This is a genomic window from Variovorax robiniae (assembly GCF_037889955.1).
Lineage (GTDB): Bacteria > Pseudomonadota > Gammaproteobacteria > Burkholderiales > Burkholderiaceae_C > Variovorax > Variovorax robiniae.
In genome coordinates, this window is sequence record NZ_JBBKZS010000013.1 from 1 (window position 1) to 17,668 (window position 17,668).

23 protein-coding genes and 3 tRNA genes are annotated in these 17,668 nt (G+C 65.4%); 9 read left to right on the top strand and 17 right to left on the bottom strand.

The features are described 5' to 3' along the window. The 11 genes from WKW79_RS24785 to trpE all read right to left on the bottom strand — a co-directional run. Nucleotides 1-107, bottom strand: a 107-nt coding sequence (locus WKW79_RS24785) for a GTP-binding protein (protein WP_295178652.1), incomplete at its 3' end; no start/stop codon positions are given. A 124-nt stretch (nt 108-231) separates the two neighbouring features. Then, a tRNA-Thr gene (locus tag WKW79_RS24790) sits at nt 232-306 on the bottom strand. A gap of 49 nt (nt 307-355) precedes the next feature. Continuing rightward, nucleotides 356-429: transfer RNA gene (locus WKW79_RS24795), tRNA-Gly, on the bottom strand. A gap of 100 nt (nt 430-529) precedes the next feature. Next, nucleotides 530-615: transfer RNA gene (locus tag WKW79_RS24800), tRNA-Tyr, on the bottom strand. A gap of 45 nt (nt 616-660) precedes the next feature. Then, entirely contained in the window at nt 661-1,389 is a 729-nt protein-coding gene (locus WKW79_RS24805) for a uracil-DNA glycosylase (RefSeq protein ID WP_340337883.1), read from the bottom strand. A gap of 10 nt (nt 1,390-1,399) precedes the next feature. Next, nucleotides 1,400-2,200: an indole-3-glycerol phosphate synthase TrpC gene (gene trpC / locus WKW79_RS24810; protein WP_340337884.1), complete on the bottom strand. Its 801-nt coding sequence runs from the start codon at nt 2,198-2,200 to the stop codon at nt 1,400-1,402. Between the two features lie 2 nt (nt 2,201-2,202). Further along, a complete protein-coding gene (trpD, locus tag WKW79_RS24815; RefSeq protein WP_340337885.1) occupies nt 2,203-3,237 on the bottom strand; it encodes an anthranilate phosphoribosyltransferase in 1,035 nt (344 codons plus the stop codon). Between the two features lie 17 nt (nt 3,238-3,254). Further along, nucleotides 3,255-4,307 (bottom strand): low-specificity L-threonine aldolase, encoded by a 1,053-nt coding sequence (gene ltaE, locus WKW79_RS24820; protein WP_340337886.1) that lies wholly within the window; start codon nt 4,305-4,307, stop codon nt 3,255-3,257. Nucleotides 4,308-4,321: 14 nt separating this feature from the next. Further along, on the bottom strand, nt 4,322-4,906 hold the full coding sequence (locus WKW79_RS24825) for an anthranilate synthase component II (protein WP_340337887.1): 585 nt from the start codon (nt 4,904-4,906) through the stop codon (nt 4,322-4,324). Next, a complete protein-coding gene (locus WKW79_RS24830) occupies nt 4,903-5,292 on the bottom strand; it encodes a GxxExxY protein (protein ID WP_340337888.1) in 390 nt (129 codons plus the stop codon). Before WKW79_RS24830 ends, WKW79_RS24825 begins: the two co-directional genes overlap by 4 nt. Beyond that, nucleotides 5,289-6,791 (bottom strand): anthranilate synthase component I, encoded by a 1,503-nt coding sequence (trpE, locus tag WKW79_RS24835; RefSeq protein ID WP_340337889.1) that lies wholly within the window; start codon nt 6,789-6,791, stop codon nt 5,289-5,291. Before trpE ends, WKW79_RS24830 begins: the two co-directional genes overlap by 4 nt. Before the next feature lie 285 nt (nt 6,792-7,076). Between trpE and WKW79_RS24840 the strand changes: the two genes are divergently transcribed. After that, entirely contained in the window at nt 7,077-7,679 is a 603-nt protein-coding gene (locus WKW79_RS24840) for a chalcone isomerase family protein (RefSeq protein WP_340337890.1), read from the top strand. Here the strand turns inward: WKW79_RS24840 and WKW79_RS24845 are convergent. Further along, nucleotides 7,662-8,375 carry a phosphoglycolate phosphatase gene (locus tag WKW79_RS24845; protein WP_422823963.1) on the bottom strand — a complete coding sequence of 238 codons (714 nt, stop codon included), beginning with the start codon at nt 8,373-8,375 and terminating at the stop codon, nt 7,662-7,664. The genes WKW79_RS24840 and WKW79_RS24845 overlap by 18 nt on opposite strands. 205 nt (nt 8,376-8,580) lie before the next feature. On the opposite strand from WKW79_RS24845, the gene WKW79_RS24850 reads away from it, so the two are divergent. The 5 genes from WKW79_RS24850 to WKW79_RS24870 all read left to right on the top strand — a co-directional run bounded on the left by WKW79_RS24850 (nt 8,581) and on the right by WKW79_RS24870 (nt 13,250). Continuing rightward, complete coding sequence (locus tag WKW79_RS24850; RefSeq protein ID WP_340337892.1) at nt 8,581-9,228, top strand: GntR family transcriptional regulator; 648 nt, start codon at nt 8,581-8,583, stop codon at nt 9,226-9,228. Between the two features lie 118 nt (nt 9,229-9,346). Next, nucleotides 9,347-10,390 carry a taurine ABC transporter substrate-binding protein gene (locus WKW79_RS24855; RefSeq protein WP_340337893.1) on the top strand — a complete coding sequence of 348 codons (1,044 nt, stop codon included), beginning with the start codon at nt 9,347-9,349 and terminating at the stop codon, nt 10,388-10,390. A gap of 1 nt (nt 10,391) precedes the next feature. Next, a complete protein-coding gene (locus WKW79_RS24860) occupies nt 10,392-11,180 on the top strand; it encodes an ABC transporter ATP-binding protein (RefSeq protein ID WP_340337894.1) in 789 nt (262 codons plus the stop codon). Further along, on the top strand, nt 11,177-11,995 hold the full coding sequence (locus WKW79_RS24865; RefSeq protein WP_340337895.1) for an ABC transporter permease: 819 nt from the start codon (nt 11,177-11,179) through the stop codon (nt 11,993-11,995). The genes WKW79_RS24860 and WKW79_RS24865 overlap by 4 nt, the downstream gene beginning before the upstream one ends. 10 nt (nt 11,996-12,005) lie before the next feature. Further along, nucleotides 12,006-13,250: a pyridoxal phosphate-dependent decarboxylase family protein gene (locus WKW79_RS24870; RefSeq protein ID WP_340337896.1), complete on the top strand. Its 1,245-nt coding sequence runs from the start codon at nt 12,006-12,008 to the stop codon at nt 13,248-13,250. Between the two features lie 29 nt (nt 13,251-13,279). Here WKW79_RS24870 and WKW79_RS24875 read toward each other — a convergent pair whose 3' ends face one another. After that, entirely contained in the window at nt 13,280-13,642 is a 363-nt protein-coding gene (locus WKW79_RS24875; protein WP_340337897.1) for a response regulator, read from the bottom strand. A 174-nt stretch (nt 13,643-13,816) separates the two neighbouring features. Between WKW79_RS24875 and WKW79_RS24880 the strand changes: the two genes are divergently transcribed. Beyond that, a complete protein-coding gene (locus WKW79_RS24880; protein ID WP_340337898.1) occupies nt 13,817-14,101 on the top strand; it encodes a hypothetical protein in 285 nt (94 codons plus the stop codon). Nucleotides 14,102-14,119: 18 nt separating this feature from the next. Here the strand turns inward: WKW79_RS24880 and WKW79_RS24885 are convergent, their stop codons facing one another. Next, nucleotides 14,120-15,238, bottom strand: a complete 1,119-nt coding sequence (locus WKW79_RS24885; protein WP_340337899.1) for a beta-ketoacyl-ACP synthase III — start codon at nt 15,236-15,238, stop codon at nt 14,120-14,122. A 175-nt stretch (nt 15,239-15,413) separates the two neighbouring features. Here WKW79_RS24885 and WKW79_RS24890 point away from each other — a divergent pair, with 175 nt between their 5' ends. Both WKW79_RS24890 and WKW79_RS24895 read left to right on the top strand, forming a co-directional pair. Next, a complete protein-coding gene (locus WKW79_RS24890; RefSeq protein ID WP_340337900.1) occupies nt 15,414-15,569 on the top strand; it encodes a hypothetical protein in 156 nt (51 codons plus the stop codon). Nucleotides 15,570-15,591: 22 nt separating this feature from the next. Continuing rightward, on the top strand, nt 15,592-16,227 hold the full coding sequence (locus WKW79_RS24895; RefSeq protein ID WP_340337901.1) for a transglutaminase-like domain-containing protein: 636 nt from the start codon (nt 15,592-15,594) through the stop codon (nt 16,225-16,227). A 3-nt stretch (nt 16,228-16,230) separates the two neighbouring features. Here the strand turns inward: WKW79_RS24895 and uraH are convergent, their stop codons facing one another. The 3 genes from uraH to uraD are packed head-to-tail and all read right to left on the bottom strand — an operon-like array spanning nt 16,231 to nt 17,664. Continuing rightward, nucleotides 16,231-16,584 carry a hydroxyisourate hydrolase gene (gene uraH / locus WKW79_RS24900; protein WP_340337902.1) on the bottom strand — a complete coding sequence of 118 codons (354 nt, stop codon included), beginning with the start codon at nt 16,582-16,584 and terminating at the stop codon, nt 16,231-16,233. Nucleotides 16,585-16,606: 22 nt separating this feature from the next. Next, entirely contained in the window at nt 16,607-17,122 is a 516-nt protein-coding gene (locus WKW79_RS24905; RefSeq protein ID WP_340337903.1) for a hydroxyisourate hydrolase, read from the bottom strand. After that, entirely contained in the window at nt 17,119-17,664 is a 546-nt protein-coding gene (gene uraD / locus WKW79_RS24910; RefSeq protein WP_340337904.1) for a 2-oxo-4-hydroxy-4-carboxy-5-ureidoimidazoline decarboxylase, read from the bottom strand. The genes WKW79_RS24905 and uraD overlap by 4 nt, the downstream gene beginning before the upstream one ends. Nucleotides 17,665-17,668 lie beyond the last annotated feature (4 nt).

A 17,668-nucleotide genomic window follows, 5' to 3' on the forward strand; every position in this document is an offset into this window, starting at 1 on the left:
AGCACCGTTGCGATTGCAGCGGTCAGCGTGGTCTTGCCGTGGTCGACGTGACCGATCGTGCCGACGTTGACGTGCGGCTTGGTGCGGGTGAACTTGCCTTTTGCCATTTTTTCGCTCCGAAGAATTTACTGAATCAACACACTGACATGGGGCCGCGATGTCATGGTGACAAGTGGCCTTCCATCGACACCTTCAACACGACCCGGGGCGGATGCGCCACCCCTTGAAATTTGGTGCCCTTTGCGGGAATCGGACCCGCGACCTCTCCCTTACCAAGGGAGTGCTCTACCACTGAGCCAAAAGGGCAAAAACCAACGCCATCCAACAATCATCACGAACATCCAAACACACCGACTGGAGCGGGAGACGGGAATCGAACCCGCGTCATCAGCTTGGAAGGCTGGGGTTCTACCATTGAACTACTCCCGCATCTGGGGCACCCCAAGAAGCACCCCGAAACCTGAGATCAGGCAATTTCCAAACGCTCTGTCAGTCCTGCTGTCTGTTCTTTTGTCCGTTCTGCAATCGCTGGTGGAGAGGGCTGGATTCGAACCAGCGTACTCGTAAGAGGGCAGATTTACAGTCTGCTGCCATTAACCACTCGGCCACCTCTCCAGCGAGCCTCGGAATATAGCACGAATAGAAGGGGCCGTCGATTCGCTATCCAGAATTTCGCACCGAGGCGTTCGTTTGCGCGTCCCGCCAGGCCCTCGCCTGCCCGAAATGGCCGCATCCGATGAAGGGCAGTGGCGGCCGCAGGGCCGACAGCGGCGAGGGGTGGTTGGCCACGAGCACCTTGTGGCGCTGCAGGTCGATCAGGGCGCGCTTGCTCTGGGCGTGGGAGCCCCAGAGCATGAAGACGACTGCCCGGTCGCCCTGCGCCACGTGGCGGATGACGGCATCGGTCAGCACCTCCCAGCCGCGGCCGGCGTGGCTGGCGGGCTGGGCTTCCTCGACGGTCAGGCAGGTGTTGAGCAGCAGCACGCCCTTTTTCGCCCAGTTCACCAGGCTGCCGCCCGGATTCGGGAACGGCGGCGTCGGCGTGCCGAGGTCGCGCTGCAACTCCTTGAAGATGTTACGCAGGGAAGGCGGAATGGCCACGCCGGGCGCCACCGAGAAGGCCAGCCCCTCGGCTTGCCCGCGGCCGTGGTAAGGGTCCTGGCCGAGCACGACGACACGCACCTGCTCGGGCGGCGTCAGTTCGAGGGCACGCAGCGGCTGCGGCGGAAAGATCGTCGCGCCGCTCGCCAGGCGCTCCCCCAGGAAGCCGATCAGCTTCTGGCCAACCGGGCTGGCGAAGAATCCGTCCACCAGCGGCTGCCAGCCGGGCGCCACCGGCCAGTCGGCCGGGTTGTTGCTCGACAGTTGATCGGTGCGGGCTTCCGTCATGGCGATCGCCTCAGCGGAAGAGATCGGCGAGCGCGTCACCCGGTTCGTCGGCGCGCATGAAGGTCTCGCCGACCAGGAAGGCGTGGATGCCGGCGGCGCGCAGCCTGGCGACGTCTTCGCGCGTCGCGATGCCCGATTCGGTGACCATCAGGCGGTCGGCGGGCAGCTTGGGCAGCAGGTCGATGGTGGTCTGGATCGACACCTCGAAGTTGCGAAGGTTGCGGTTGTTGACGCCGACCAGTGGCGTCTTGAGCCTGAGGGCGCGTTCGAGTTCGGCTGCGTCGTGCACTTCGACCAGCACGGCCATGCCTAACCCCAGGGCGATGGCTTCGAAGTCCTTCATCTGTGCATCGTCGAGCACGGCCGCGATCAGCAGGATCGCATCGGCGCCGATCGCACGCGACTCGTAGATCTGCCAGGCGTCGACCATGAAGTCCTTGCGCAGGACAGGCAGTTCGCAGGAGGCGCGGGCCTGCTTGAGGTAGTCGATTCCGCCCTGGAAGAACTGCTTGTCGGTGAGCACGGAGAGGCAGGCTGCGCTGATGGTGCCATCGCCTTCCGCGTAGCTTTGCGCGATGTCGGCCGGGATGAAGTCGGCGCGGATCACGCCCTTGCTCGGGCTGGCCTTCTTGACCTCGGCGATCACGGCCGCCTGGCCTGCGGCGATCTTGGCGCGCATGGCGCCGACGAAATCGCGCGTGAGCACGCGGCTTTCGGCGTCGAAGCGGATCGCGTCGAGGGGCGTGCGCTGCTTCAGTGCCGCCACTTCCTGGTGCTTGACGGCAACGATCTTGTCGAGGATGTCGGACATGTTCAGTTCGCCCCCGCGGTGCTCGTGGCCTTGACCAGTTCGGACAGCTTGGCCTTGGCCGCGCCCGAATCGAGGGCCGCACGTGCCTTGGCCACGCCCGTCTCGACGGAGTCGGCCACGTTGGCCGCATAGAGGGCCGCGCCCGCATTGAGCACGACGATGTCGCGCGCCGGCCCCGGCTGGTTGTCGAGCACGCTCATGAGCATGGCCATCGACTGCTCCGGCGTTTCCACGCGCAGGGCGCGGTTGCTCGACATCGCGAAGCCGAAGTCCTCGGGATGCAGCTCGTATTCGCGGATCTCGCCGTTCCGGAGTTCGCCGACCATCGTGGCCGCGCCGAGAGAGATCTCGTCCATGCCGTCGCGTCCGTAGACCACCATCGCATGCTCGGTGCCCAGGCGCTGCAACGCGCGCACCTGGATGCCGACCAGGTCGGGATGGAACACGCCCATGAGGATGTTCGGCGCGCCGGCCGGATTGGTCAGCGGGCCGAGGATGTTGAAGATGGTCTTGATGCCCAACTCCTTGCGCACCGGCGCGACGTTCTTCATCGCAGGATGGTGGTTGGGCGCGAACATGAAGCCGATGCCGACGTCGGCGATGCATTTGGCGATCTGCTCGGGCTTGAGGTTGATGTTGACGCCGAGCGACTCCAGCACGTCGGCGCTGCCGGACTTGCTCGACACGCTGCGCCCGCCATGCTTGCTGACCTTGGCGCCCGCGGCGGCGGCGACGAACATCGAGCAGGTGGAGATGTTGAAGGTGTGCGAGCCGTCGCCGCCGGTGCCGACGATGTCGACCAGGTTGCGCGTGTCCGCGACCGGCACCTTGGTCGACACCTCGCGCATGACCTGCGCGGCGGCGGTGATCTCGCCGATGGTTTCCTTCTTGACGCGCAGGCCGGTGATGAGCGCGGCCATCATCACGGGCGAGCATTCGCCGCTCATGATGAGGCGCACGATGTGCAGCATCTCGTCGTGGAAGACCTCGCGGTGTTCGATGGTGCGCTGGAGCGCTTCCTGCGGGGTGATGGGCATGGGGAGTCTCCTTTTTCTCAGTTCTTGAAGTACGCGCGGACGGTCTCGATCGCACGGTCCACGCCGGCCGCATCGACGTCGAGGTGGGTGACGAAGCGCAGCTTGTAGAGGCCGGTGGCCAGCACGCCGTGCTCGGCGAGGTGCGCCATCAGGCCGGCCGACTTCGCCTTGGCCGGGCCTTCCAGGTCGACGAAGACGATATTGGTCTGCGGCTTCTCGACGATGAAGCCTTCGATGCCGGAGAGGCCGTCCGCGAGACGCTGCGCCAGTGCATGGTCGTCGGCCAGGCGGTCGATGTGATGGTCCAGAGCGTGCGAGGCCGCGGCCGCGAGCAGGCCCGACTGGCGCATGCCGCCGCCGGCCATCTTGCGGATGCGGTGGGCACGCGCGATGAACTCGCGCGAGCCGCACAGCGCGGAGCCGATCGGCGCGCCGAGGCCCTTGCTGAAGCAGACAGAGGCGCTGTCGAAGCACTGCGCGATGCGGCGGGCTTCGGTGCGGGCGTCGCTGCCTGTCTGGACGGACTGGGCCACGGCGGCGTTGAAGAGGCGTGCGCCGTCGAGGTGGCGTTGCAGGCCCTTGGCCTTCGCGAGGTCGGTCGCGGCTTGCACGTAGTCGAAAGGCAGCAGCTTGCCGCCGAGGGTGTTCTCCAGCGCGAGCATGCGGGTGCGCGCGAAGTGCGCGTCGTCGGGCTTGATCGCCGTCTCGATCTGCGCGAGCGGGATCGTGCCGTCGGGCGCGTGGTCCAGCGGCTGCGGTTGCACGCTGCCGAACACCGCGCCCCCGCCACCTTCCCAGCGGTAGCAATGGGCCATCTGGCCGACGATGTATTCGTCGCCGCGGCCGCAGTGCGAGAGGATCGCGCAGAGATTGCTTTGCGTGCCAGTGGGCACGAACAGCGCGGCTTCGAAGCCGAGCACGTCGGCGATCTTTTCCTGCAACGCATTGACGGTCGGGTCGCTCGCGAAGACGTCATCGCCGAGCGGCGCGGCCATCATCGCGGCGCGCATCGCGGGCGTGGGTTGCGTGACGGTGTCGCTGCGCAGGTCGACGGTGTTATTGGATGCCATGGCGTGTTGTCGTCTCAGTCGAGGAAATTCTTGAGCATGGCGTGGCCGTGCTCGGTCAGGATCGATTCGGGGTGGAACTGCACGCCCTCGATGCGCACGTCATGCGCGAAGCCGGTGTGGCGCACGCCCATGATCTCGCCGTCGTCGGTCCAGGCGGTGATGGCCAGTTCGGCGGGGCAGGACTTGCGCTCGATGGAAAGCGAGTGGTAGCGGTTGACGACGAACTTCTCCGGCAGGCCGGCGAAGACGCCCTCCTGCGTGGTCGTGATCTCGCTGGTCTTGCCGTGCATCAGTTGCTGCGCACGAATGATCTTGCCGCCGAAGGCCGCGCCGATCGCCTGGTGGCCAAGGCAGACGCCGAGGATGGGGAGCTTGCCCTTGAAAGCTTCGATGGCGGGGACCGAGACGCCGGCTTCCGCAGGTGAGCAGGGGCCGGGCGAGATCACGAGCCGCGTGACGCCCGCGGCAATGCGCTCGGCGATCTGCTCCACGCTGATCTCGTCATTGCGCTGCACCTCGACATCGGCACCCAACTCGCCCAGGTACTGGACGATGTTGTAGGTGAACGAGTCGTAGTTGTCGATCATCAGGACTTTCATGGCTTGCTCACGATCCGGTGGACGCCTTTGACGACGGGGAATACATTGAAGTTGATCAGCAGGCCCAGCTTGAGGCCCGAGAGCCGCAACGCGGCCATGACTTGCGCGCGATGCAGGTCCGTCAATACATCGGCGGCGCGCAATTCCACGATCACCGACTGCTCGACGACAAAGCCGGCCCGGTATACCTCGCCGAGCGGCCGGTTCTTGTAGGTGGCCGACAGCGGCACGTCGCGCTTGAAGCCAATCTCGCGCTCGGCAAGTTCGACCTCCAGCGCGGTGGCATAGGCGGCTTCGCTCAGGCCGGTGCCGAGCACGCGCTGCACTTCGACGCAGGCGCCGATGATCTCGTGCGAGAAATCGTTCTGGATGTCCGGCGAGCTCATTCCAGGCCCTCTTCCACCAGCTCGGCCGCCCGCAGCAAGGCCCGCGCCTTGGCCTCGGTCTCCCTCCACTCCAACTCGGGCACCGAATCGGCCACAACACCCGCTGCCGCCTGCACATGCAGCACCTGGTTCTTGATGATCCCGGTGCGGATGGTGATGGCCACGTCCATGTCGCCGGCGTAGCTGATGTAGCCGCAGGCGCCGCCGTAGAGGCCGCGCTTGATGGGTTCCAGTTCGTCGATGAGTTCCATCGCGTGGACCTTGGGCGCGCCGGTCAGGGTGCCCGCCGGGAAGGTGGCCTTGAGCACGTCGATGGCGCGCATCCCGTCCTTCAGGGTGCCTTCGACGTTGCTCACGATGTGCATCACATGGCTGTAGCGCTCCACCGCGAAAGCCTCGGTGACCTTCACAGAGCCGATCTTCGCGATGCGGCCGATGTCGTTGCGCGCCAGGTCGATCAGCATGACGTGCTCGGCGCGCTCCTTCGGGTCATTGATGAGTTCGACTTCGGCAGCCTTGTCGAGCTCGATCGAGGCGCCGCGCGGTCGGGTGCCGGCGAGCGGGCGGATGGTCACCTTCTGCTCGCCGTCGGGCATGTTCTCCTGGCGCACCAGGATCTCGGGCGAGGCGGCGACCACGTGGAAGTCGCCCATGTCGTAGAAGAACATGTAGGGCGAGGGATTCATCGAGCGCAGCGCGCGGTAGAGCGACAGCGGCGACTCGGTGTAGCGCTTGCTGATGCGCTGGCCGACTTGCACCTGCATGAAATCGCCCCCGGCGATGAGTTCCTTGGCGCGCTCGACGGCGGCCAGGTAGTCGGCCTTGGCGAAGGAACGCTCGGGCGGGTGCGGCTGGGTCGGCCGGACTTGCGGTGCGGCGACCGAGTACTTCAGCTTCTCACGCAGTTCGCGCAGGCGGCGCTTGGCGTTGGGGTAGGCCTCCGGACGCGTCGGGTCGGCGTAGACGATCAGGTAGAGCTTGCCGGAGAGGTTGTCGATGACGGCCAGTTCCTCGCACTGCAACAGCATGATGTCGGGGCAGCCGAGCGTGTCAGGCGGGCAGGTCTTCTCGAGCTTCTTCTCGATGTAGCGCACGGCGTCGTAGCCGAAGTAGCCGGCGAGGCCGCCACAGAAGCGCGGCAGGCCGGGGCGCAGCGCGACCTTGAAGCGGCGCTGGTAGGCATCGATGAAGTCGAGCGGGTTGCCGCTGGCGGTCTCGACCACGACGCCGTCGGTCACGACTTCGGTGCGGGCCTCTGCGCCGAAGCCGCTGGCGCGGATCAGCGTGCGGGCCGGCAGGCCGATGAAGCTGTAGCGGCCGAAGCGCTCGCCGCCGACGACCGATTCCAGCAGGAAACTGAACTTGCCGCCGTCCGTGGTGTGGGCCAGCTTGAGATAGAGCGAGAGCGGGGTTTCGAGGTCGGCAAAGGCCTCGATCATCAGCGGGATGCGGTTGTAGCCCTGGGCGCTGAGGCTCTTGAATTCGAGTTCGGTGATCACGGGATGTCCTCCGTCTGCCGGCCGGCGCGTCATTGGCCGGTGGCGTTGTCATTCATGGGTGGCCCTGAGTCGAGAAGTGATCAGGCGCCGCGGGCGCACGGCGTGCGCCGTGCAATCAACGAGACAGCGACGACGGGCGACGCCAGGGCCAGGCTCCCCGGCTGCCTTGACCTGTCTGGATGACGTGATGAATGAACATGGAACGGCGGAGTTTAGCTGAGCGAGAATGGATGTACAAAAAGATACATCTCGGGGAGTTTCGAGACATATACGGAGACTTTTCAGATGTTCCAGACCGCCATCCGGCGCGCACTTCCCCAGGTTCTTCTGGCATTGGCATCGATCGGCGCTGTTGGGGCGTCGGCGGCCACCATCGACGTGGCAGGCGTCAAGCTCGACGACGGAATCGAACTGCGTGGCAGCAAGCTGCAACTCAACGGCGCTGGCGTGCGCTACAAGGCCGTGTTCAAGGTCTACACCGCCGGGCTCTATCTAGGCAAGAAGGTCGGCACGACCGAAGAAGCACTGGCTTCCGCCGGCCCCAAGCGCATCACGGTGACGATGCTGCGCGACATCGACGCCAACGAACTCGGCAAGCTGTTCACCCGCGGCGTGGAAGACAACATGCCGCGCAACGAATTCAGCGCGGTGGTGCCGGGGCTCCTGCGCATGAGCCAGGTGTTCACCGAGCAGAAGCAGTTGAAGGCGGGCGACACCTTCACGGTGGACTGGGTGCCCGATACCGGCACGGTGGTCACCGTGAAGGGCGTGGTGCAGGGCGAGCCGATCAAGGAACACGCCTTCTTCAACGCGCTGCTGCGCATCTGGATCGGCCCGAATCCGGCCGACTGGAAGCTCAAGGACGCACTGCTAGGAAAGTCGGCCTAATTCCGCCAGGCTGTCGACGAAGGCGTCGGCATCGACGCCCTGGATCGGCTCGCCGTGGTTGTAGCCATAGGTCACGAGCACGACCGGGCAACCGGCCGCGCGGGCGGCCTGCGCGTCGTTGCTGGAGTCGCCGATCATGAGCGTGCGCGCGGGCGAGGTGCCGAGCGCCTCGCAGGTCTTCTGCAGAGGCAGCGGGTCGGGCTTCTTGCGCTCGAAGGCGTCGCCGCCGAAGACGAAATCGAAATAGCCATCGAGGCCTTTTGCCGCGAGCAGGGGCTTGGCGAAATCGTTCGGCTTGTTGGTGAGGCAGGCCAGGCGCAGGCCCTGGGCGCGCAACGCTTCCAGCCCTTCGATGACGCCGGGGTACACCGCCGAATGCTGACCGTTGATGGCGAGGTAGTGGTGGGTGTAGCGCTGCCAGGCGGCGTCGCACAGTGTCTCGTCGGCGTCGCTGCCGCGCACATGGCGCAGGGTCGAGCGGATCAGGTGCTCGGAGCCCTTGCCGACCATGGATTCGACGTCCTTGGCCGTCACGTGCGACAGCGTGAGATCGTCGAGCATGAGGTTCAGCGCCACGACGAAATCGCCGAGCGTGTCGATCATGGTGCCGTCGAGGTCGACGATGGCTGCGTCGAAGGTGGACGCGTTGAAGCTGTTGGATTTCACAAGGGACGAATGGAGTTTGAACGAGTCCATCTTGCGACCTTGGGCCCGATGGCGCGAGATCGAAGGCGGCTCGGAGGCGCGATAGCCGGCGAGTGTGCCCTGCGTGACCGGCGCGGCAGAGTATATTCAAACGCGCGCTATTGCCCGAGCCCCGCCCTCCTCCATGCCCAAGCCGACCACGACCTCACGCCGTACTCTCCGCCACGTTGCAGGGGTGCCGGCACATGCAGATCGCATGGCGTTGCGCGGCGATACCCTGACCGACAGGACCTACCAGAAGCTGCGCCAAGCCCTGATGACCGGCGCACTGCTTCCCGAACAGGTGCTCACGGTACGGGGTGTCGCGGAAGACTTCGGCGTCAGCCTGACGCCCGTGCGTGAGGCGGTGCAGCGACTGGTGGTCGAGCACGGCTTGGAAGTCGTCAATGGCCGGACGATCCGCGTCCCCCGGCTCGACATCGAGACCTACCGCGAGATCCTGAAGATCCGCATGGAACTCGAATGCCTGGCTGCGAAAGAGGCCGCGCCCCGCATCTCCAATGAAGAGATCGAGCGCCTCGATGCCGTGGTGCAGTCGCACCTGTCCGCCATCAACGCCGGCGACGCCCACCGGACCTTGCTCGAAAACACCGAGTTTCACCTTTCAATATATCGAGCATCCGGCCAGCCGATCCTGGTCCGGATCATCGAAGGCCTGTGGCTGCGCGTGGGCCCGACGCTCAACCTGCTGTTCCCCCAGTACTGCGGCAGTCTTACCGGCCACGAGACGCACATGGTCGCCATGGATGCGCTGCGCCGCCGCGATGGCGATGCCTTGGGCCAAGCCATGCGGGACGACCTGACGCATGGCTCCCGCTTCCTGATCCGCCTTCTCAAGCCCTGATCACGGCGCACATCGGGTTTTGGAGCTTTGACAATATATTCAACGCTTCATAAACTGAATTCCAGACCGCATCGAAGTGGTCCTCCGATGTTCTGCACTTTCAGAAAAGGCCGTCTGTATGAAGTTGAATCTCTCGCGTCGCGATTTCCACCTGGCCGCAGCCAACATGCTGGTTGCATCCTCCGCAGGCAGCTTGCTGCTGGGCGCTTCCAGCCCGGCCTTCGCGCAGTCCAGGTCGGTGAAGCTCGGGACCTTCGGTGCGATCGATGCGCAGAACTACATCCGTGCCAAGAACATGGCGCCGAAGACCTTCGGCCCCAGCGTCGCCAGCGACTTCGTCACCGTGCGTGCGGGCTCCGAGGTGATTTCGGCCATGGCCGGCGGCAGCCTCGACATGTGCAACATCGGCTCCAGCCCGATGATGGTGGGCTATGCCAATGGCCTCAAGGCATCGATGGTCTACGTCTACAAGAACATCGTCGACAGCGAATGCCTGGTGGTCCAGGGCACTTCCGGCATCACGAACATTGCGGGCCTCAAGGGCAAGAAGATCGGCCTGCCGTTCAACACATCGGTGCACTTCGCGGCGATCGCTGCGCTGAAGACCGCGGGGCTGGGCATCAACGACGTCCAGCTCATCAACATGCGGGCCGACCAGATCGCGTCGGCCTGGCAACGGCGCGAGATCGATGCGAGCTACATCTGGGTGCCGGTGCTGCCGCGCCTGACCGAGGACGGCGGCAAGATCATATTCAAGACCGGCGACCTGAACCAGCACAACCTGCTGATCTTCGACGCGCTGCTGGTGCGCGACGAGTTCAAGCAGAAGTCGCCGGACCTGGTGCTGGCCTTCCTGAAGGAGTACGAGCAGATCGCGCGCACCTTCAAGCAGGACCCGAAGGAAGTGGTCGAGACCATGACCAAGTTCCTCAATGTCGATGAAGCGGCTGTGATGCGTTCGCTCAACACCTTCTATCCCGTGCCGGCGAGCGAGCAGCTCTCGAGCAAATGGATGGGCAAGCCCGGCGAGAAGGACACCGGCGTGATCAAGACCTTGCAGACGCAGGCGCAATTCCTCTTCGAGTCCGGGCAGATCACCGCCATGCCCAAGGATGTGGCCGGGCTGGTCGACCAGAGCTTCGTTGCGAAGATGGTTGCCTGAATTGGCCAAGGTTCACTTCGAACAAGTCTCCAAGCGATTCGGCAGCGGTCCCCAGGCAGTCCAGGCACTGGAGCCGATTTCGCTCGCCATCGAGGAAGGCGCATTCACCTGCCTGCTGGGCCCGTCGGGCTGCGGCAAGAGCACCTTGCTGAACATCCTGGCAGGTTTCGAGCATCCGACCAGTGGCCAGGTGCTGATGGACGGCCTGCGGGTGCGCGGGCCCGACTCGCGCCGTGGCGTGGTGTTCCAGCAGGGCGCGTTGTTCACCTGGATGAACGTGCTGGACAACGTGGCCTTCGGGCCGCTGGCCACCGGCAAGTCCGCGGCAGAGGCGGCGCGCATTGCGGCGCAGTACATCGAGATGGTGGGGCTTTCCGGCTTCGCGAAGCGCTTCCCCTATGAGCTTTCCGGCGGCATGCAGCAACGTGTCGGCATTGCACGCGCGCTGGCGAACTCGCCCGAGATCCTGCTGATGGACGAGCCCTTCGCGGCGCTGGACGCGCAGACGCGCGAGTTGTTGCAGGAGGAGATCAAGCGCATCTGGCACGAGACGCACAAGACCATCCTCTGGATCACGCACAGCATCGACGAGGCGCTGTTCCTGGCGACCGAGGTTGTCGTGATGTCGGCGCGCCCGGGCCGCATCAAGGCGAAGTTCCAGCCGCGCTTCGCGCAGAGCAACGACCCGGCCGTGGTCGCGAGCGCCGAGTTCGTCCGCATGAAGGCCGAGATCTTCGGCCTGCTGCGCGAAGAAGCCCTGACGGCGCAGCGCCAGGAGACGGAGCGATGAGCAGCGCAGCAACGCAGGCGCCCGGCGCCGCCCGGCATCGCTCGCGCTGGATCAACCTGGCATCCTTCGCGGCCTTGTTCGTGCTGTGGTGGCTGATCACCGCGCCGCTCGTGAACGGGCAGCCGCTGGTCGCGCCGCTGTTCCTGCCATCGCCGGCCTCGGTCTGGGCCACGTTCCTGCAACTGATGCAGAACGGCTACCAGGGCAAGACGATGGCCTATCACCTCGGCATCAGCCTGTTCCGCTTCGGGCTCTCGTTCGCGCTGAGCGTGCTGGTCGCCGTGCCGCTCGGCCTGTGGATGGGCATGAACGAAACGGTCAAGGCGGTGCTGGATCCGCCGATCGAGATCTCGCGTCCGATGCCCAAGCTGGCGTTGCTGCCGTTGCTGATCATCTGGTTCGGCATCGGCGAGGTGGCGAAGGTCGTGATCATCGTGCTGGCGCTGTTTCCGATCCTGTCGATCAGCGCGATGCAGGCGGTGCGCGGCGTGGGCCGGCGCAAGGTGCAGGCGGCCATGGCGCTGGGCGCATCGCGCTCGATGATCTTCCGCCGCGTGATCTTTCCGGCCAGCCTGCCGGGCATCTTCACCGGCATCCGCGTGAGCATCGGCATCGGCGTGACTATGCTGGTGGGCGCCGAGATGATCGCCACGAACGCGGGCATCGCGTACATGGCGATGTCGGCCTCGGACTTCCTGCTGACCAACGTCGTGATTGTCGGGGCGCTGATCATGGCGATCCTGGGCTACGTGCTCGACCTGCTGGCCCGCGCACTCGAAAACAAGGTCGTCCATTGGGGCGGCAAAGAAGGATGACACGCACACCATGACGACCACAAAACTCCCCGACCGCGGCATTGCCTGGCCCGAACTCGAACGCCAGCTCAAGGAGGCCGGCAAGCACGACGTGGACTGGCGCAACGGCCGCGTGCCGATGTTCATCCACTACGCCGGCGACGACGTGCTGGAGGTCGCGAAGAAGGCCTACCTGATGTATTTCTCGGAGAACGGACTGGGCGGGCGGGCCTTCGGCAGCCTGGTCAAGTTCGAGACCGAGGTGGTGGCCATGGGCCTGGACCTGCTGCACGGTGGCCCCGAGGCGCGCGGCGCGATGACCACCGGAGGCACCGAGAGCATCTTCCTGGCCGTGAAGTGCGCGCGCGACCGTGCGCTGGCCCGCAATCCCGGCATGGGGACGCCGCAGATCGTGATGCCGCTCAGTGCGCATCCGGCCTTCGACAAGGCGGCCTGGTTCCTGGGGATGAAGACGGTGCGCGTGCCCCTGGGCGCCGATTTCTGCGCAGACGTGGACGCGCTTCGCGCCGCGCTGACACCGGAGACAGCGATGCTCGTCGGCTCGGCGCCCGCGTTTCCGCATGGCGTGGTGGATCCCATTCCGCAGATCGCGGCGCTGGCGCAGGAGCGCGGAATCTGGATGCACGTCGATGCCTGCGTCGGCGGCTACTTCGCGCCGTTTGCACGCGAACTGGGCGCGGATATTCCGGACTTCGACTTCGCGGTCGATGGCGTGACCTCGATCTCGGCGGACCTGCACAAGTACGGGTACACGGCCAAGGGCGCATCGACCTTGTTCTTTGCCGACCCCGAGTCCTTCGCGCTGATGGGCTATGCCTTCGACAACTGGCCGCGCGGCCAGTACTTCACGCACACGCTGGTCGGCACGCGCGCGGGCGGTGCGATCGCGGCCGCCTGGGCGGTGATGAACTACCTCGGCAGGGACGGCTACCTGCGCGTGACGGAACGTGTGCTGGCCACGCGCCGCGCGATGCAGGCGGGGCTGGACCGGCTCGGCCTGCCGACGCTCGGCCAGCCGGAGCTCTCGGTGTTCGCCTTCGGTTCACCGGAGCGGGACATGGCGGCGATCGGGCGCGGCCTCGGTGCGCGGGGTTGGATCGTGGGATACGTGAAGGAGCCCGCAGGCATTCATCACATGCTGAACCTTACGCATGAGCCGGTGGTCGGGCGCTACCTGGCCGATGTGGAAGAGGTGCTCAAGGACAAGGCGACACGGGCCACGGCGGTGTCGGGAAGCGTTGTCGCGGAGTACTGAGCCAGTAGCCGCCAGCTTGTCCGCCCCGGTCAGCCCCTGCACCACGCGAAGAACAGCTCGAGTTCGTTCGATTTGTCGAAGATCGCGTCGGCGCCGAGTGCGAGGCTGCGGCGTCGCATTTCCGGGGTGGGGTAGTTGGTGAGGACCACCAGTCGCTGGTGCGGCAGGCGAGCCTGGCAGACCCGCAAGACCGTCAGGCCGGAGCCTTCGCGCAGGAAGAGATCCACCACCGCCAGTTGCCACCGGTCCCGCAAGTCGTCGAGGATGGTCATCGCCTCGCTTGCCGTTTCGGCGACCGCGATGACTTCCACGTCGGCAAGCTCCGCCAAGGCCGGGATCAGGTTGTCCCGGATGGTCTGGCTGTCTTCGACGAGAACGGCGGCGATGGACATGGCTCTGATGGGTCGCGCCCTGCCGATGGCTGTTGCGTTGCAGGGCAACACGAGTCATCGTTATACGAGTACAACGCGGAATTCGTGTAGGCCGAAAGCCTGAGCTGTCAACGCCCGCTGCGACGTGCCGCGTTTCTGAATAGCATCGGGCCGTTGCTCGAAATGAGGATTCCCATGGCCAAGCAATCGCCGCCCCCTGTCCCGGAAAAGCCGGCCGTCCTTGCCAAGTCCCTGAAGGAGAACAAGGAGGCGGCACAGGTGGTCCAGAAGGCCTCCGACGAACTCGCGGTCGTCCATGCCGTACTGGACCAGGAAGTGCCGAAGAATTCGCTGCCCCCGGAAGTGGATCGGGCCGTCGAGCGGACCGAGCAGATCGAGAAGCAGCTCAGTGCGTCGGTCGAGAAGCTGAAGAAGGTGAACGAGACGCTGGCGCGCGTGTTGCCCGACCCTAAAGCCTGAGCGTCGGGGACGACACGCTCAGAGCTTCTTCACGATCGCGCTGCCGATCGAATAACCCGCACCGAAGGAGCAGATCACGCCCACGTCGCCCGGCTTGAAGTCGGCCTGGTGCCGATGGAAGGCAATGATCGAACCGGCGGACGCCGTATTGGCGAATTCGTCCAGGATCACCGGTGCCTCGTCCGCCGTGGCATCGCGGCCCAGCAGCTTGCGCGCGATGAACTGGTTCATCGACAGGTTGGCCTGGTGCAGCCAGAAGCGGCGCACGTCGGCCGGGGCGTAGCTGAACGCGGCCAGATGCTGCTCGATGTGGTCGGCGGCCATGGGACAGACTTCCTTGAACACCTTGCGGCCTTCCTGGCGGAAGAGCTGGTCGCGGTCGTCCGGGTCGCGGTCTTCGGCGCGCGACATGAAACCGAAGTTGTTGCGGATGTTGTTGGAGAAGCTCGTCAGCGCCTTGGTGCCCAGGATCTCGAAGGCACCCGGCGGCGCCAGTTCCAGCCGTTCCACCAGCACCGCCGTGCAGACGTCGCCGAAGATGAAGTGGCAGTCGCGGTCCTTCCAGGCCAGGTGGGCCGAGGTGATTTCCGGGTTGACCATCAGCACGGCGCGCGCGCCGCCGCTGCGCACCGCGTTGTAGGCCATCTCCAGCCCGAAGGTGGCCGACGAGCAGGCCACGTTCATGTCGAAGCCGAAGCCCTGGATGCCCAGCGCGGTCTGGATCTCCACGCCCATCGCGGGATAGGCACGCTGCATGTTGGCCGAGGCGCAGATCACCATGTCGACGTCGGCGGCGGTCTTGCCGGCCTTGGCCAGCGCGTCCTGCGCGGCCTTGACGGCGATCTCGGCCATCATGGACAGCTCGGTGTCCGGCCGCGGCGTGAAGACCGGGCGCATGCGCGTGGGGTCCAGCACGCCGGACTTTTCCATCACGTAGCGGCGTTTGATGCCGGAGGCCTTTTCGATGAATTCGACGCTGGAATTGGTCAGCGCCGTGAATGTACCGGCAGCGATTTCTTCGGCGTGCCTGGCGTTTTCCAGCGCCGCGTACTGGTTGAAGGCCTCGACCAATTCCTCGTTGGTGATCACCTCCGGCGGGATATACAGGCCGGTACTGCTGATGGCGACGCGATGCATGGCGGTCTCTCTGATTTGTGTTTTGGATGGGGCAGGCGAACTGCCCGGGACGGGGCAGATTGTCCGCTACCCGTCAGGTTCGCCCGGATACGGATTTGTGCTTACCGGCAAGCAGGAACTGCCGGCTGGCGCGTCAATTGCATGACCACTTTCTTCTACCCCACTCGGCACCACCATGAAGCTGCACGCCACCTGCAAGATGACCGTCACTGCCAGCAGCGCCTGCCCCGTCGTCGCGATGTTGCGCCCACGCAGCGGTGAGGCGCAATGGATGGTGCAGGAGCGCTACGAACTCGACCCCGTGGGTCGCGACCACGGAATATGTCGATGACTTCGGCAACCTGTGCCAGCGCATGAAGATCCCGCAGGGCGAGATGCGCATCGAAGTGGACATGGTCATGGTGACGGACGAGGTCATCGCGGTCGACTTCGAAGCCACGGCGACGCCTGTCGAGCAGTTGCCTTTCGATGTGCTCAAGTACCTGCTGCAGAGCCGCTACTGCCCGTCGGACAAGATGGCCGACAAGGCCCAGGAGATCGTCGGCGACGCCGCTTCTGGCTACGCGCAGGTGGAAGCGATCCGCAGCTGGATCCATGCCAACCTGGAATACAAGTACGGGGTCAGTTCCGGCAGCACCGATGCCCTCGACACCCTGGGCGACGGCGCCGGCGTGTGCCGGGATTTCTCGCACGTCGGCATCGGGCTGTGTCGTGCGCTGCGAATCCCTGCCCGGTTCGTGGTGGGCTATCTCCATCGGCTCGATCCGATGGACATGCATGCGTGGTTCGAGGCCTTCGTGGGCGGGCGTTGGTACACCTTCGACGGCACGCAGGATCAGCCGCGCGGCGGGCGCATCGTCGTGGCCTACGGGCGGGACGCGGCGGACGTGGCGTTTCTTTCGAACTATGGGCCGCTGGAGATGGGGGAGATGGAGGTCACGGTCCGCGAGGTGTTGCCCGGCGAGCCGACACCGCGCCCGTCGATCTGAACCTCAGGACCCGCGGTACGTCGAGCAACTCCAGCCAGAGCACAGCATCGGCACGTGGTAGTGCTGCTTCGCATCGAAGATCGAGAAGCGCACCGGCACGGTGTCGAGGAAGGGCGCCTCGGCCAGGTTGGCGCCAGGGCGCTGGAAGTAGTCGCCGACGTGGAACAGCAGTTCGTACTGCCCGACCTTCGCGTCCGCGGGCGCCAGCACCGGTGCATCGGTGCGGCCGTCCTTGTTGGTGGTGATGGTCTTCACTAGCTTCCAGGCGTTGCCGTCGAAGATCGAGAAGTCGATGCGCACGCCCGCTGCGGGGCGGCCGCTGGCGCTGTCGAGGACGTGGGTGGAGATGCCTGCCATGTGAATGCTCCTGGTGAAAGACTCAGCTACCGCGGTAGTACGAATAGCTCCACGGCGTGAACAGGATCGCGAGGTGAATGCGTTCCTGCGGATTGCGCACGACGAAGCGCAACGGCACGGTCGACAGGAAGGTGGGCTTGGGCAGCGACGCGTTCAACCGCGAGAAGTAGTCGTCGATGTGCAGCAGCACTTCGTAGCGTCCGGCCTTGTAGGTGCCTTCGAGCAGCAGCGGTTCCGCGGAGCGTCCGTTGGCCGCCGTCTCGATCGACTTGACGCGCCGGTACGCGCCATCCTCGAACATGGAGAAGTCGACCTTCATGCCGGCGCCGGGCGTGCCGTGGAAGATGTCGATGGCATGCATCGTGAGGCGCGGGCTCAGGTCGGATTGCGAGACCGGTGCGGTGGTGAGGCCTGCCGGCATCGCCGGGGTGGCGGGTGCATCGGCGGCGTGGGCGTTGCCGGCCAGTTGCAGGCCGATGCCGCCGAGCGCCAGGCTCGCAGGGAGGAAGGAGCGACGGCTCAGGGGTTTGTCGATCATGTCGTGGCCTGCGAGGGTTCGGGTTGGGGGGCGCGGAACAGCGCGGCGAGGCGGCGACGCGTGATCAGGCCGATCTGGCGCAGCGCCTCTTCGCGTTCGGTGTCGGTGTCGCGGTGGATGCGCATGCGCAGCGCGTCGAAGATGCCGGCCCGCGTGTGGCCGAGCACGGAGATGATGAAAGGGAAGCCGTGGCGTTGCGCATAGGCCGCGTTGAGCGAGCGCAGCTCGGCGAACTCCGCGGGGCTGAGGCTGTCCAGGCCGCGCTGCTCGAAGGTCGAATGCCCGGTCATCGTGCCGGCCTGCGCTTCCTTGCCGGCCAGTTCCGGATGGCCGCGCAGGAAGGCGATCTGCTTTGGCAATGGTGCGGCGCGAACCGCCTCCAGCATGGATCGGTGCAGCGCGTCTTCGGTGGCGAAGGGACGCACGGCCCAAGCCGCTTCCGCCACCCAGGGCGCATGCTCGAAGAGATCGCCGAGCGTGTCGATGAAGGCGTCCCGGTTCATGTCGGCAACGGCCGAGATCGTGAGGGTTGAAGTGGTCATGGTT